At 65.8% G+C, this 12,753-nt stretch carries 14 protein-coding genes; 7 read left to right on the top strand and 7 right to left on the bottom strand.

The window, feature by feature from the left end; translation table 11 throughout:
- Nucleotides 1–4 precede the first annotated feature (4 nt).
- From cheD to RQP53_RS03790, 3 genes are all read left to right on the top strand, one after another.
- Nucleotides 5–673, top strand: a complete 669-nt coding sequence (gene cheD, locus RQP53_RS03780; RefSeq protein ID WP_315648719.1) for a chemoreceptor glutamine deamidase CheD — start codon at nucleotides 5–7, stop codon at nucleotides 671–673.
- A 24-nt stretch (nucleotides 674–697) separates the two neighbouring features.
- The gene (locus RQP53_RS03785; RefSeq protein ID WP_315648720.1) at nucleotides 698–1,807 is read left to right on the top strand and encodes a protein-glutamate methylesterase/protein-glutamine glutaminase; all 1,110 of its coding nucleotides are present in this window, start codon (nucleotides 698–700) and stop codon (nucleotides 1,805–1,807) included.
- Between the two features lie 194 nt (nucleotides 1,808–2,001).
- Nucleotides 2,002–3,813: an EAL domain-containing protein gene (locus tag RQP53_RS03790; RefSeq protein ID WP_315648721.1), complete on the top strand. Its 1,812-nt coding sequence runs from the start codon at nucleotides 2,002–2,004 to the stop codon at nucleotides 3,811–3,813.
- A gap of 9 nt (nucleotides 3,814–3,822) precedes the next feature.
- Here the strand turns inward: RQP53_RS03790 and RQP53_RS03795 are convergent, their stop codons facing one another.
- Both RQP53_RS03795 and RQP53_RS03800 read right to left on the bottom strand, forming a co-directional pair.
- A complete protein-coding gene (locus RQP53_RS03795; RefSeq protein WP_315648722.1) occupies nucleotides 3,823–4,200 on the bottom strand; it encodes a nuclear transport factor 2 family protein in 378 nt (125 codons plus the stop codon).
- 9 nt (nucleotides 4,201–4,209) lie between these two features.
- The gene (locus RQP53_RS03800; RefSeq protein WP_315648723.1) at nucleotides 4,210–5,268 is read right to left on the bottom strand and encodes an alpha/beta fold hydrolase; all 1,059 of its coding nucleotides are present in this window, start codon (nucleotides 5,266–5,268) and stop codon (nucleotides 4,210–4,212) included.
- Between the two features lie 80 nt (nucleotides 5,269–5,348).
- Between RQP53_RS03800 and RQP53_RS03805 the strand changes: the two genes are divergently transcribed.
- The gene (locus RQP53_RS03805) at nucleotides 5,349–6,293 is read left to right on the top strand and encodes a LysR substrate-binding domain-containing protein (protein ID WP_315648724.1); all 945 of its coding nucleotides are present in this window, start codon (nucleotides 5,349–5,351) and stop codon (nucleotides 6,291–6,293) included.
- Nucleotides 6,294–6,322: 29 nt separating this feature from the next.
- On the opposite strand, the gene hemW is transcribed toward RQP53_RS03805, so the two are convergent.
- The 5 genes from hemW to RQP53_RS03830 all read right to left on the bottom strand — a co-directional run bounded on the left by hemW (nucleotide 6,323) and on the right by RQP53_RS03830 (nucleotide 10,851).
- Nucleotides 6,323–7,528, bottom strand: a complete 1,206-nt coding sequence (gene hemW, locus RQP53_RS03810) for a radical SAM family heme chaperone HemW (protein WP_315648725.1) — start codon at nucleotides 7,526–7,528, stop codon at nucleotides 6,323–6,325.
- The gene (locus RQP53_RS03815) at nucleotides 7,525–8,157 is read right to left on the bottom strand and encodes a non-canonical purine NTP pyrophosphatase (protein ID WP_315648726.1); all 633 of its coding nucleotides are present in this window, start codon (nucleotides 8,155–8,157) and stop codon (nucleotides 7,525–7,527) included. Before RQP53_RS03815 ends, hemW begins: the two co-directional genes overlap by 4 nt.
- 4 nt (nucleotides 8,158–8,161) lie before the next feature.
- Nucleotides 8,162–8,893, bottom strand: coding sequence for a ribonuclease PH (gene rph / locus RQP53_RS03820; protein ID WP_315648727.1), 732 nt, complete (start codon nucleotides 8,891–8,893; stop codon nucleotides 8,162–8,164).
- Nucleotides 8,894–8,977: 84 nt separating this feature from the next.
- A complete protein-coding gene (locus RQP53_RS03825; RefSeq protein WP_315648728.1) occupies nucleotides 8,978–9,886 on the bottom strand; it encodes a PP2C family protein-serine/threonine phosphatase in 909 nt (302 codons plus the stop codon).
- Nucleotides 9,883–10,851, bottom strand: a complete 969-nt coding sequence (locus RQP53_RS03830) for a serine/threonine protein kinase (protein ID WP_315648729.1) — start codon at nucleotides 10,849–10,851, stop codon at nucleotides 9,883–9,885. Before RQP53_RS03830 ends, RQP53_RS03825 begins: the two co-directional genes overlap by 4 nt.
- Nucleotides 10,852–10,882: 31 nt before the next feature.
- On the opposite strand from RQP53_RS03830, the gene RQP53_RS03835 reads away from it, so the two are divergent.
- The 3 genes from RQP53_RS03835 (at nucleotide 10,883) to rpoZ (ending at nucleotide 12,697) form a co-directional block, all read left to right on the top strand.
- Nucleotides 10,883–11,794 carry a YicC/YloC family endoribonuclease gene (locus RQP53_RS03835; RefSeq protein ID WP_315648730.1) on the top strand — a complete coding sequence of 304 codons (912 nt, stop codon included), beginning with the start codon at nucleotides 10,883–10,885 and terminating at the stop codon, nucleotides 11,792–11,794.
- 14 nt (nucleotides 11,795–11,808) lie between these two features.
- Nucleotides 11,809–12,429 carry a guanylate kinase gene (gmk, locus tag RQP53_RS03840; RefSeq protein ID WP_315648731.1) on the top strand — a complete coding sequence of 207 codons (621 nt, stop codon included), beginning with the start codon at nucleotides 11,809–11,811 and terminating at the stop codon, nucleotides 12,427–12,429.
- 64 nt (nucleotides 12,430–12,493) lie between these two features.
- Nucleotides 12,494–12,697: a DNA-directed RNA polymerase subunit omega gene (gene rpoZ / locus RQP53_RS03845; protein WP_077036989.1), complete on the top strand. Its 204-nt coding sequence runs from the start codon at nucleotides 12,494–12,496 to the stop codon at nucleotides 12,695–12,697.
- Nucleotides 12,698–12,753: the final 56 nt, after the last annotated feature.

The raw sequence follows: 12,753 nt of genomic DNA on the forward strand, positions 1-12,753 counted from the left end.
ACAAATGAGCACGCCCCCCTCCACCTCCGGCGCTGGAGCCATGCTGTCCAGCACGGCCGGCGCAGCGCGCGTCGCCCAGCTCAAAGCCCAGCATCGCAAGAACGGCGAAGCGTCCTTTTTCTTCTACGACGCCCATTTCAAGAATGCGGCCGTCAAGATCCTGCCCGGCGAGTATTTCGTCGACAACGAAGACCTGCTGGTCATGACCACGCTCGGCTCCTGCATCGCCGCCTGCCTGTGGGATCGCCACGCGCAGATCGGCGGCATGAACCACTTCATGCTGCCCGAGGGCAGCGGCGATTCGGGCCGCTACGGCTCCTTCGCCATGGAGTTGCTGATCAACGAGATGATGAAGCGCGGCGCTTCCAAGGGCCGCATGGAAGCCAAGATCTTTGGCGGTGGCGCCGTGATCTCGGGCATGAACACCATCAATGTTGGCGAGCGCAACACCAACTTCGTGATCGACTATCTGAAGACCGAACGTATTCCGATTGTTTCCAAGGATGTGATGGACATCTACCCCCGCAAGGTCTGTTTCCTGCCGCACAGCGGCAAAGCCATGGTCAAGCGCCTGGCCCCAACGAATGCCGACGCGCTGATCCAGCAGGATCGCGCCGCCGCGCAAAAGGCGCAGCCCGTGGTGGCCACCGGCGGCGCCATCGATCTGTTCTGAGCCGCACGACACAAGGAGTAAGCAATGGCCAAGACCAAAGTCGTGGTGGTCGACGATTCAGCGCTGGTGCGCAGCATCCTCACCGAGATCATCAACCGGCAGACCGATATGGAGTGCATAGGCGCCGCCAGCGATCCGCTGCTGGCACGCGAGATGATCCGCAATCTGAACCCCGACGTGATCACGCTGGATGTCGAGATGCCCAAGATGGACGGGCTCGATTTCCTCTCCCGGCTGATGCGGCTGCGGCCGATGCCGGTGGTGATGGTGTCGACTCTGACCGAGCGCGGCGCCGAGGTCACGCTGAAGGCGCTCGAGCTGGGCGCGGTCGATTTCGTTGCCAAACCCAAGATCGGCGTCGCCGATGGCATCCGCTCGCTGGCGCAGGACATCACCGACAAGATCCGCATCGCAGCCAAGGCCCATATCCGCCGCAGCCATGCCGCACCGCCAGCCGCCGCTGCGCCAGGCGCCGCCCCAGGTGCGGCCGCACCGGCGCCCAAGCCGGTGACGGTGGCCAATATCGGCCGGCTGTCGACCGAGAAGATCATCTTCATCGGCGCCTCCACCGGCGGCACCGAAGCGACCAAGGACGTGCTGGTGAACCTGCCCGCCGACGCACCGGCCGTCGTCATCACCCAGCACATGCCGCCCGGCTTCACCCGCAGCTACGCGGCGCGGCTGGACGGCCTGTGCAAGATCCGCGTCAAGGAAGCGCAGGACGGCGAACGCATCCTGCCCGGCCACGGCTATATCGCGCCGGGTGGCATGCACCTGAGCGTTGAACGCTCCGGCGCCAACTACATCGCCCGCGTCCAGGATGGCGAACCGGTCAATCGCCACAAGCCCTCGGTCGAGGTGCTGTTCAATTCGGCGGCCCGTGTGGTCGGCCCGAATGCACTGGGCATCATGCTGACCGGCATGGGCGCTGACGGTGCCCGCGCCATGAAGGTGATGAAGGACGCCGGCTCCTACAACTTTGTGCAGGACGAGGCCAGCTGTGTGGTCTTCGGCATGCCGCGCGAAGCCATCAATGCCGGTGCCGCCGACGAGGTGCTGCCGCTGAACCAGATCGCCCCGCGGCTGATCGAGCGGCTGCGCAGCACCGCCGGCATTTCGATCAACCGGGTCTGAACTGCCGCGCGTCCCGAACAAGCGCCCTCCGGGGCGCTTTTTTGTTGCGCCAACTCGACAAGGCGGCGAGGCCAGCGTGAACAAGCGCACATCAGGGCGGCTTCAGTGCGATGCACGTAGCCAGGCGCCTGCGGCTTCGTCGGCCTGTCATCTGCGCTGCCGACACTGGCTGGCTCAGTGCCTGATGCCAGGCCATGCTCACCCGCTCCGCCATGCCAGCCCTCCTGATCGATCGCCCCACCTGCCCAGCAACTCAGCTGCACAGCGCTCGCCGCCTGATTGCCGAGGAGCGCCTGCACACGCTGTTCCAGCCCATCGTCAGCCTCGACTGCGGCGTCATCTACGGCCACGAGGCCCTGGTGCGCGGCCCGGCCGGCAGCCCGCTGGAAATGCCGGACGCCTTGTTCGCCGCGGGCCGCGCCGAGGGCCTGAGCATGGAACTGGAAATCCGCTGTGCACTTCAGGCGATGAAGGACTGGAGCCAGCTCCAGCGTCCCGGCAAGCTTTTGATCAATATGAGCGCCGCCGCGCTGAGCCAGGCCACCGCCGATGGACGCTGGCAGCGCGGTCTGGGCATCTGCGAGGACTATGGCCTGCAGCCCACCGAGTTGATGATCGAGCTGACCGAGCATGAGCGCGTTGCCGATATCGACGCCCTGCGCCGCGGACTGACGCTGCTGCGCCGGCTGGGCGTCGGCGTCGCGCTGGACGATTTCGGTGATGGCCGATCCAGCCTGCGCCTGTGGTCGGAGATCCAGCCCAACCTGGTCAAGATCGACAAATACTTCACCCGCGAGCTGCCGGCCCACGCCGAGAAACTGCAGACCTTTCGCGCCCTCTTGCAACTGGCCGAAACCTTCGGCGCCCAGCTGGTTGCCGAGGGCATCGAGCAGCCCGAGGAACTGCGCGTGCTGCGCGATCTCGGCGTGTCCTACGGTCAGGGCTGGCTGCTGGGCCACCCCAGCAGCAGTGGCGCCAGCGAAGCCGCTCCGGCCGCCTTGCAGGTACTGGCCAGCAAAGAGATTGCCGTGATGCCCGAGCTGCGCCGCGCCGGCGGCAGCGGCATCACCGCCGAAAAGCTGATGATGCCGGCACCGGCCATCAGCGATCAGGCCAGCCATGAGCAGCTCTATCGTTTCTTCACCGAGCATGAGGACCAGCATGCGGTGGCCGTCATCAATGCCGCGCAGCAACCGGTCGCGCTGATCGACCGCGCGCAGTTCATCAGCCGCTGGGCCAAGCCCTTCTTCATGGACCTGTACGGCCGCCGGCCTTGCACGCTTTACGCCAACCCCTCGCCGCTGATCGTCGATGCCGACACCGGCATCGAGGCGCTGACCCGCGTGCTGACCTCGGCCGACCAGCGCTATCTGCGCGAAGGTTTCATCATCAGCCGCCAGGGCCGCTATCTGGGGCTGGGCACCGGCGAGCAGCTGGTGCGCTCGGTCACGGAGGCGCGCATCGAGGCCGCCCGCCATGCCAACCCGCTGACCTTTCTGCCCGGCAACATCCCCTTGAGCCAGCACATCGGCCGGCTGCTCAGCAGTGGCCGCGAGTTCGTCGCCGCCTACGCCGATCTGAACCAGTTCAAACCCTTCAACGACCAGTACGGCTATTGGCGCGGAGACGAGATGATCCGCCTGGTCGCCCGCGTCATCGGCGCGCATTGCGACAGCCAGCGCGATTTCGTCGGCCATGTGGGCGGCGATGATTTCGTGATGCTGTTCCAGAGCGACGACTGGGAGCAGCGTTGCGAGCAGATTGTCGGCCGCTTCAACGAGCTGGCGCGCAATCTCTTTGATGCCGAGGCGCTCGAGGCCGGCGGCATCATGGCCGAGGACCGCGAGGGCAATCTGCGCTTTCACCCCTGCACCACGCTGAGCATCGGCGCAGTGCGCGTGGCGCCTGGCCGCCTGCACCGCGCCGAAGACGTGGCCAGCGCCGCCGCCGCGGCCAAGCGCCAGGCCAAGCATGGGGCCCTGGCCGTCTATGTGATGGCGGCCTGAGCTGGGCGTTCAGTGGCCCACGCGCAGCCGTGGCGAGCCGAAGTAGAACATTGCGGAGCGGATCAGCCCGCCGTGAATCTGGTAAATCGCCTGCATTTCCAGCTCACGCAGGCCCTCGGACAAATTGCGCGTGACCAGTTCGTGATCGCAGACCATCTCGCCGATGACGCTGCGATAGAGCAGCTGGGCGTGCAGATCGGGCTCGGCAAAGCGCTCGACGATGCGCGCCCGCATCTCGGCGTGGCCGCGGGCCAGCACGGTGCCGGGATAGAGGTATTGCACGGCATCCTCGGCATAGGTCGAGAGCCAGGCCTCGACATCGCGGGCGTTATAGGCCTCCAGCTGGCGCTGGGCGACAAATTCGGGGCTCAAATGGGTAGCGGGCATGCTCGGTTCTCAATGCTGCAGGAACGTGGTGACGCGCTGGCGCCAGGCTTCGGGCTCTTCGATGAAGGGACGATGGCCGCTGTGCTCGAAGATCTGCTGTTCGCTGGGGGCCGCCTTCAGCGCCGCGCCGATTTGCCGGGCCAGCAGTGGCGGTGCCACCGGGTCGTAGCGGCCGGTCAGCACCAGCGTCGGTGCCTTCACGACTGAAAGCCTCGGCAGCAACTCGACCTTGCGCAGGCTGCCGCCAATCTGCCACTCGGCGTCGGGGCCCAGCATGGCCGCATAGACCTCCGGGTTGAAGGCGTCTCGTGGATCCGCACTGGCAGGCGCCTTGGCATGAGGCTGCACACGATCGGCCCAGTACAGCGGCGCGAAGGCCGGCGCCACCAGGGCCTGGGCTTCGGCGCTGGCAGTCAGCGCCCCTTGCGCGCGCAAGGCCAGCAGTTGCTCCCAACGCTCCGGCTCGTGCAGCTTCAGCCAGACCTTGAAGCCGTCGATCTGGCTCTGCCAGCTGGCCGCGCCATGCAGTGTGTTGCCCAGCACCAGATGGTTGAGCCGCTCTGGATGGCTGATCGCAAACTGCTGCGCCACCAGGCCACCGTAGGAATGGCCATAGACCGCGATGGTCTTTTGCCCGAGAAAGACGCGCAGCCGCTCGATGTCCTCGGCATCACGCTCCAGCGTGTAGCGGCTGGGATCAGCCAGGCGGGCGGATCGGCCGCGGCCGATGTTGTCGACGATCAGCACGCTGAAATCGCGCGCCAACGGGGCAAAGGCATGACGCAGATGATGCCCGCTGCCGCCGGGCCCGCCGGGAATGACCACCAGCACCGGCCCCTGCCCTAGGCGCGTGTAGAAAAGCTCGCCGTCTGGCGTAGCCACGCGGTGCTCTGACCATTGGCGCTCGGCCTGCACGGCACGGGCCTCGCTGCGGCCCAGCGCGAGCGCCTGAGCGACGGATTCACCTGGCTTGCAGGCCGCCAGCGCGGCAGCAAGCAAGAGAACACTGGCAGACCAGAACTGACGCTGATTCATCGCGAAACACTCCTCCTGAACAATGCTGGTCATGCTATCCACCCACAATCAGGAAGGAAAACGCGATATTCTTCAGATTCTGGTTAGTTTTCCTTACCAACAACCCTACTGCAATGTCCCGTCTGCCGCGACTGCCCCTGCAATACCTGGCTGCCTTCCGCGCCGCCGCCGCCAGCGAGAACCTGCGCGCGGCCGCCGAGCAACTGCATCTGACGCACAGCGCCGTCAGCCAGCAGATCCGCGCGATGGAATTGCAGCTGGGCTTTGCCCTGTTCGAGCGCAGCGGCCGGCGCATCCAGCTCAATGCGGCCGGGCGAGCGCTGCAACGCGCCGTCGAACGCGCCTGGGTTGAACTGGACCAGGGCCTGCAGCAGGCGGCCGCCGCCAGCGGCAGTGCCGTGCGGGCCTTGCGCATCACCAGCCTGCCCTCGTTTGCGCAGCGCTGGCTGATGCCGCGCATCGGCCGCTGGCATGCCGCGCACCCGGAAATCGCGCTGGAGCTGCATGCCTCGCAGCTGCTGGTCGATCTTGAACGCGAGGGCTATCAGCTGGCGCTGCGCCAGGGTCAGGGGCCGTGGACCGGCCTGGTCAACGAGGTGCTGATGGAATCGCGGCTGATCCCCGTCTGCGCGCCAGCGCTGGCGCAGCGCTTGATCGGCGCACCGCTGGAGACGCTGGCCGAGCAGGCGCTGCTGGGCGACGCCGCGCGCTGGACGCACTGGTTTGCCAATGCGGGGCTGAAGCGCCGCATCGTGCCCATGGCCAGCTTCAACGATGCCGGCCTCCTGGTGCAGGCGGCCGAGCAAGGCATGGGTGTGGCGCTGGCACGCGAACTGCTGGCCGCCGACGCCTTGCTGGAAGGGCGGCTGGTGCGCGTCTCAGCCCAGGCGCTGGAAGGCTTTCACGACCAGAGCTATCACATCGTCTACCCGCCTGCGCTGAAGGATGAGCCGGCGCTGCGTGCCCTTTGCGAGTGGCTGCATCAGGAAATCGCACTCTCGGCCCGCCAGCTGCGCGGTGACTTGCTGCCGCCGCTGATGGATGGAAGCCCGGGCTAGCGTCGGTCCGCTGGATTCACTCGGCCAGATCAGTCGGCAAGAAAGAGCGACTGCAGATCGCTCAAGAAATCAAAGCCGCGCGCGGTCGGCTGGATGCGGGCTGGATCAGCCTCCAGCAGGCCCTTGGCCCGGCCCTGCTCCAGGCCCACACGAATGCTGGACGGCGGCAGGCCGCTGCGCTCAAGAAACGTGGCCAGCGGCACGCCTTCACGCAGGCGCAGCGCATTGAGCATGAACTCGAAAGGCAGCTCACGGCGCGCCACCTCATGCTCGTTGGACACCGCGGCGCCGGCCAGCGCTTTCTCCATGAAAGCGGCCGGCTCGCGCCAGCGCACCTGGCGTAGCACGCGATGCGGGAAGGACAGCTTGCTGTGCGCGCCGGCGCCAATGCCCAGATAGTCGCCGAACTGCCAGTAATTCAGGTTGTGCGCGCAGCGGTGGCCAGGCCGCGCATAGGCCGACACCTCATAACGCTCCATGCCAGCACCTCCGGTGCGTGCCGTGATCAGATCCAGCATGTCGCTGGCCAGATCGGCATCGGGCACCTCGGGCGGCGCTATCGCAAAGCGGGTATTGGGCTCGATGGTCAGGTGATAGACCGACAGATGGGGCGGCGCATAAGACAGCGCCAGGCTCAGGTCCTGCTCCAGTTCGGCCAGGGTCTGGCCGGGCAAGGCATACATCAGATCGATGTTGAAGGTCTCGAAGGCCTCGGCCGCCTCGGCCACCGCGGCGCGCGATTGGGCGCCATCATGCACACGGCCCAAGGCCTTCAGCTTGGCGTCGTCAAAGCTCTGCACGCCGATCGACAGGCGCGTCACACCGGCCGCCGCAAAGCCTCGGAAACGGTCGCGCTCAAAGGTGCCCGGGTTGGCCTCCAGCGTGATCTCGCAGCCCGGTTCCAGCGGCAGCCGGGCGCGCAGGTCCGAGATCAGCTCGGCGATCTGTTCCGGCGCAAACAGGCTGGGTGTGCCGCCGCCGATGAAGATGCTGACGATGGGCCGCCCCCAGATCAGCGGCAACGCCGCTTCCAGATCGGCCCGCAAGGCGGCCAGGTACTCGCGCGCCGTATCGACCGGCAGTTCGCGACCCTCGCGCCACTCATGTGAGTTGAAATCGCAGTACGGGCATTTGCGCAGGCACCAGGGCAGATGCACATAGAGCGATAGCGGCGGCAGCGCCGCCAGGCTCAGCGTGCCTGGGCGCATCAGCTCGGCAAGGCGGTCTGCGCTCATGCTGCCCCGTTCGGCACGCTCGGCTCGTTGAGCCAAACGCTCTTCAGCTGCTGCACCAACTGCGCCGCCGCCAGCGCGCGATGGCTGAGCCGGTTCTTGGTCGCCGCATCGAGCTGGGCCACGCTTTGGCCGAGCGCGGGGATGAACATCAGCGGGTCATAGCCGAAGCCGCCCTCGCCTTGCGCCGACGGCAGGATCTCGCCATCCCAGCGGCCCATGGCGATCAAGGGCTCAGGGTCGTCGGCGCTGCGCACCGCCACCAGCGAGCAGACAAAGCGGGCGCGGTGCGGGCCCGGCTTGCCGGCCAGCTGTTCGAGCAGCACGCGGTTGTTGTCGGCATCGGACTTGGGCTGGCCAAACAGCGTTGCAAAACGCGCCGACAGCACACCCGGCGCGCCACCCAAGGCATCGACCGACAGGCCCGAATCGTCGGCCAGTGCCGGCAGTCCGCTGGCGGCCGCGGCGTGGCGGGCCTTGGCCAGCGAGTTCTCGACGAAGCTGTGAAACGGCTCCTCGGCCTCGGTGATGCCCAGCGAGCCCTGGGTCACGAGTTCGATACCCAGGGGTGCAAACAGCGCCTGCAGTTCAAGCAGCTTCTTGGCATTGTTGGAGGCGAGGACGATCTTCATCGCTTCAGAGCCCCAGCGCGTCGCGCTGCGCCTGCAGCAACTCGCCGATGCCCTTCTCGGCCAGGTCCAGCAAGGCGTTCATTTCCTTGCGGCTGAAGGCCACGCCCTCGGCCGTGCCCTGCAGTTCGACAAAGCCGCCGCTGGCCGTCATCACGACGTTCATGTCGGTGTCGCAGGCCGAATCCTCGGTGTACTCCAGATCGAGCAGCGGCTGCCCGTCGACGATGCCGACCGAGATCGCGGCCACGCCATCCTTGATCGGCGAGCGCGAGATCTTGCTCTGTGCCAGCAGCCAGCTGACGGCGTCATGCGCCGCCACATAGGCGCCGGTGATGGCGGCGGTGCGGGTGCCACCATCGGCCTGGATCACATCGCAATCGAGATGGATGGTGCGCTCACCCAGGGCGGACAGATCGAACACACAGCGCAGCGAACGGCCGATCAGGCGCTGGATTTCCTGGGTGCGGCCGCTCTGCTTGCCGCGCGCGGCCTCGCGGTCGCTGCGGGTGTGGGTGGCGCGCGGCAGCATGCCGTACTCGGCCGTCACCCAGCCCTCGCCCGAGCCTTTCTTGTGCGGCGGCACCTTTTCCTCGACCGAGGCGGTGCACAGCACCTTGGTATTGCCAAACTCGATCAGCACCGCGCCTTCGGCATGGCATGTGTAGTGGCGCGTGATGCGCACCGGGCGCAGGGCGTTGGCGGCGCGCGTCTGGCGCGAAGGCAGGGAGTTGGTCATGTGGTGGCCCTTGCGGAAAATTCGTCGTCGTTCAAGAAAAACGGCCCCGCGAGCGGAGCCGGTCGGTGGTCGGGCGGCAGATGCTCAGGCGTGCTTCTTTCCAGCGCGGCGGATCGCTTCCTGGATCTCGCGCACCGAGCGCTCGATCTCAGCCTCGTCCATCTCATGGCCTTCGGCGGCGGCACCCTGGATTGTCGAGGCAAAGCCGGTGTCGTCCATGCCCTGAGTGGAAATCGAGTCCATCGCCTCTTCGGGCTCGTCCTCGCCTTCCCACTCGACCGCCAGCGCGGTGACGTTGTCGCTGCGCGCGCCACCCATGCGCAGCGCCTGCTCGACCAGCTCGGGCACCGCATCGGAAATCACACGGGCCGACAACTGCTCGGCAATCGTCACATCGGAGAGCACGCTCCACAGCCCGTCCGAGCACAGCATCATCCGGTCACCCGGCTGCAGCGGGATGGGCCCGGTGATGTCGACCATGGGCTTGCCCGGGCTGCCCAGGCAGGTGAACAGCACATTGCGGTTGAAGCGTTCGGCGCCGGTGGGCTGGCGGCCCAGCGCCTCTTGCAGCTCGCTGTAGGAATGGTCGCGTGTGCGCGCCACCAGCTCCTTGCCGCGCAGCATGTACAGCCGCGAATCGCCGCAATGGGCCCAGTGGGCGTTGCCGCGCTGCAGCACGCAAACGACGATGGTGGTGCGCGGCGTATCGGTGAGGCCCTTGTCCGCGCCATAGCGCAGCAGCTGCTGATGGGCCACCAGCACCGCGTCTTCCAGAAAACGCACCACATCGCCCAGCATCGGCTTGGCATCGCGCTGGAACATGCTGGCCACCGTCTGCAGCGCGATCTGCGCGGCGACCTCGCCCTCCGGATGGCCACCCATGCCGTCGGCCAATGCAAACATCACCGCATCGCGGGTGTAGCAATAACCCATGCGGTCTTCGTTCTTCTCCCGGCCGCCGCGGCGGCTGACCTGATAGACGCCAAATTTCACGCCTTGGCTCCCGTCTTCAGGTTCTCCAGCTGCAACTTCAAACGCTCACTGAAAGTCAATTTCGTGTACCGGCGCTCGGTTTCGCGGGCCAGTTCCTTTTGCAATGCAAACACGCTCTGCGGCCGCGACAAGGGGTCCAGCGACATGCACCACTGGGTCACCTCAAGCAGATTGTCCGAATAGACATTGCGCAGTCGCGACAGGCTCAGCGCCAGCCGGTCTTTCTCCATGCGCTGCGGCGCATCGTTGGGCGGATAGCCCTGCATACAGGCATAGATGCAGGCGCCGATGGCGTAGATGTCGGTCCAGGGGCCGAGCGAGCCGTCGCGCCGGTACATCTCGGGCGCGGCAAAGCCCGGCGTGTACATCGGCCGAATGAAGTTGCCTTCCTTGCTCAGCACCTCGCGGGCGGCGCCGAAGTCCAGCAGCACGGCCTTGTTGTCGTTGGTGATGAAGATATTGGCCGGCTTGATGTCCAGGTGCAGCATCTTGTGCTGGTGGACGATGCGCAAGCCCTTCAGGATTTCGTCAAACAGCGACCGGATCGTCGATTCGCGGAAGACCTTGTCCCGCTTCAGATCGCGGGCGGTGACGATGAAGTCCTGCAAGGTATCACCTTGCAAGTAGTTCATCACCATGTAAACGGTTTCGTTTTCGCGCAGGAAATTCAGCACCGAAACGACACTCGGGTGTGAAATCTGCGCCAGTGAGCGGCCTTCTTCGAAAAAGCTGCGCAGGCCCAAACGATAGAGCGGCTGCTTTTCGGGCTTGACGCGGGGGGTCAGTTCGCCGGGGGAGCGTTCTGCCAGTGACGAAGGCAGGTATTCCTTCAACGCCACCAGGTGCTGTTCGGGGTCTTCAGCCAGGTAGACGACGCCAAATCCGCCTGCCGCCAGCTTTTTGATGATTTGGTAGCCCCCAACTACCGTTCCTGCGGGCAATGGCGCCGGTTTCGGCTTTGACATAATCGAGTTTTGATTGCTACACCGAATGCTCATGCCAGTTTACAGCATGACAGGTTATGCCAGCGCCAGCTCGCAACCTGTCCAGGAAGGCGAAACGAGCACTGTCACGGGCACCAGCGTGACCGTGGAAGCCCGCTCCGTCAATGGGCGTTTTCTCGACCTCAGCATGCGCATGCCCGAAGACCTGCGCGGTCTTGAGCCGGCACTGCGTGAATTGGTCAGCGCCACCGTCAAGCGCGGCAAGATCGAGTTGCGCATCAACACGCAGCGCGAATCGGAGTCAGCCTGGCCGCAGCCGCAGCCCGAACAGCTGAACCGGCTGGCACGGCTGGAAAGCACCATCCAGGGCTGGTTGCCCAAGGCCGCGCCGCTGTCGGTGCAGGAGGTGCTGCAATGGTGCAAGAGCGGTGGCACGACCGAGAAGCTCGACGAAGCCACGCTGGACGCCGCCCGCCGCTGCATCGCCGGCCTGGCCGAGGCCCGTGAACGCGAGGGCGAGAAGCTGGTTGCCATCCTGCTGGAGCGTGTCGCCACCCTGCGCAGCCTGGCCGACCAGGCCGAGCCGCTCCTGCCCCAGGTGGTGCAGCGCCAGCAGCAGCGCTTTCTGGAGCGCTGGCAGGAGGCGCTGGCCAGCAGCGGCGCGGCCAACACGGTGTCCGAGGAAGCGCTGCGCGAACGCGCGCTGAACGAGGCCGCCGCCTATGCGATTCGCATCGACGTCGCCGAGGAACTGGCCCGCCTGCGCGCCCATCTCGATGAAATCACCCGGCTGCTGAAAAAGGGCGGCGAATTGGGCAAACGGCTGGACTTCCTGATCCAGGAGTTGCACCGCGAGGCCAATACCCTGGGCTCCAAGTCCTCGGCGTTGGATCTGACCAATATCTCGGTGGAGATGAAGGTTGCCATCGAACAGCTGCGCGAGCAGGTTCAGAACATCGAATAAGACTCCCCAAACACATGGAATACCCCGGCAATCTCTTCGTTGTCGCCGCCCCCAGCGGCGCCGGCAAATCCAGCCTGGTCAAGGCCCTGCTGGAACTGGACGCCAAGCTGGCCGTCTCGATCTCGCACACCTCGCGCGCACCGCGCGGCCAGGAACAGCATGGTCGCGAGTACTGGTTCATCAGCCCGGACGAGTTCCGCGCCATGGCCGAGCGCGGCGAGTTCTTCGAATGGGCCGAGGTGCACGGCAATCTGTATGGCACCTCGCGGTCTGCCATCGAAGCTCGCATGGCTCATGGTGAAGACGTGGTGCTGGAGATCGACTTCCAGGGCGCGCTGCAGATCAAGCAGCTCTTCCCCTACGCGGTGCTGGTCTTCATCCTGCCACCCAGCTGGGAGGAACTGGAGCAGCGTTTGAACCGTCGCGGCGACACCCAGCCCGAGGTGATTGCCAAGCGCATGGCCAATGCCCGTGTCGAGGTGGCGCAGGCGCAAAGCTTCGATTTCGTCGTCGTCAATGCGGTGTTCGAAACTGCGCTTTTCGATCTGAAGGCGATTGTTCACGCGCAGCGGTTAAAATACGCTGCTCAGCGCCGCAATCGCTCGGCCGTCTTCCGCGCACTCGACCTGCCCTGAAGCCGTCCGAAGCGCCTGGATTTGCTCCGGCGACGCTCCCCAACAACATCACCTGGAACCCAAAATGGCCCGCATCACCGTTGAAGATTGCCTGACCAAGATCCCGAACCGCTTCCAGCTGGTGCTCGCCGCGACCTACCGCGCTCGCATGCTGAGCCAGGGCCATACGCCCAAGATCGAAAGCAAGAACAAGCCCGGCGTGACCGCCCTGCGCGAAATCGCTGCTGGCGAAGTCGGCGTGGAAATGCTGCGCAAGGTGCCGGTCTGAGCCTTTGAGCCGCGGCGCACTGCCGCCTGCCTAGCCTGAGTCGGGCGCCCGCTGTG

The organism is Roseateles aquae, assembly GCF_032337115.1.
Classification (GTDB): domain Bacteria; phylum Pseudomonadota; class Gammaproteobacteria; order Burkholderiales; family Burkholderiaceae_C; genus Roseateles_C; species Roseateles_C aquae.

Excerpts from the sequence above, each read along its gene's own strand:
- cheD (WP_315648719.1), top strand. The coding sequence starts at position 5 with ATGAGCACGCCCCCCTCCACCTCCGGCGCTGGAGCCATGCTGTCCAGC.
- RQP53_RS03830 (WP_315648729.1), bottom strand. The coding sequence starts at position 10,851 with ATGTCAAAGCCGAAACCGGCGCCATTGCCCGCAGGAACGGTAGTTGGG.
- RQP53_RS03805 (WP_315648724.1), top strand. The coding sequence starts at position 5,349 with ATGTCCCGTCTGCCGCGACTGCCCCTGCAATACCTGGCTGCCTTCCGC.
- RQP53_RS03785 (WP_315648720.1), top strand. The coding sequence starts at position 698 with ATGGCCAAGACCAAAGTCGTGGTGGTCGACGATTCAGCGCTGGTGCGC.
- rph (WP_315648727.1), bottom strand. The coding sequence starts at position 8,893 with ATGACCAACTCCCTGCCTTCGCGCCAGACGCGCGCCGCCAACGCCCTG.
- RQP53_RS03790 (WP_315648721.1), top strand. The coding sequence starts at position 2,002 with ATGCTCACCCGCTCCGCCATGCCAGCCCTCCTGATCGATCGCCCCACC.
- RQP53_RS03800 (WP_315648723.1), bottom strand. The coding sequence starts at position 5,268 with ATGACCAGCATTGTTCAGGAGGAGTGTTTCGCGATGAATCAGCGTCAG.
- hemW (WP_315648725.1), bottom strand. The coding sequence starts at position 7,528 with ATGAGCGCAGACCGCCTTGCCGAGCTGATGCGCCCAGGCACGCTGAGC.
- gmk (WP_315648731.1), top strand. The coding sequence starts at position 11,809 with ATGGAATACCCCGGCAATCTCTTCGTTGTCGCCGCCCCCAGCGGCGCC.
- RQP53_RS03835 (WP_315648730.1), top strand. The coding sequence starts at position 10,883 with ATGCCAGTTTACAGCATGACAGGTTATGCCAGCGCCAGCTCGCAACCT.
- RQP53_RS03795 (WP_315648722.1), bottom strand. The coding sequence starts at position 4,200 with ATGCCCGCTACCCATTTGAGCCCCGAATTTGTCGCCCAGCGCCAGCTG.
- RQP53_RS03815 (WP_315648726.1), bottom strand. The coding sequence starts at position 8,157 with ATGAAGATCGTCCTCGCCTCCAACAATGCCAAGAAGCTGCTTGAACTG.
- rpoZ (WP_077036989.1), top strand. The coding sequence starts at position 12,494 with ATGGCCCGCATCACCGTTGAAGATTGCCTGACCAAGATCCCGAACCGC.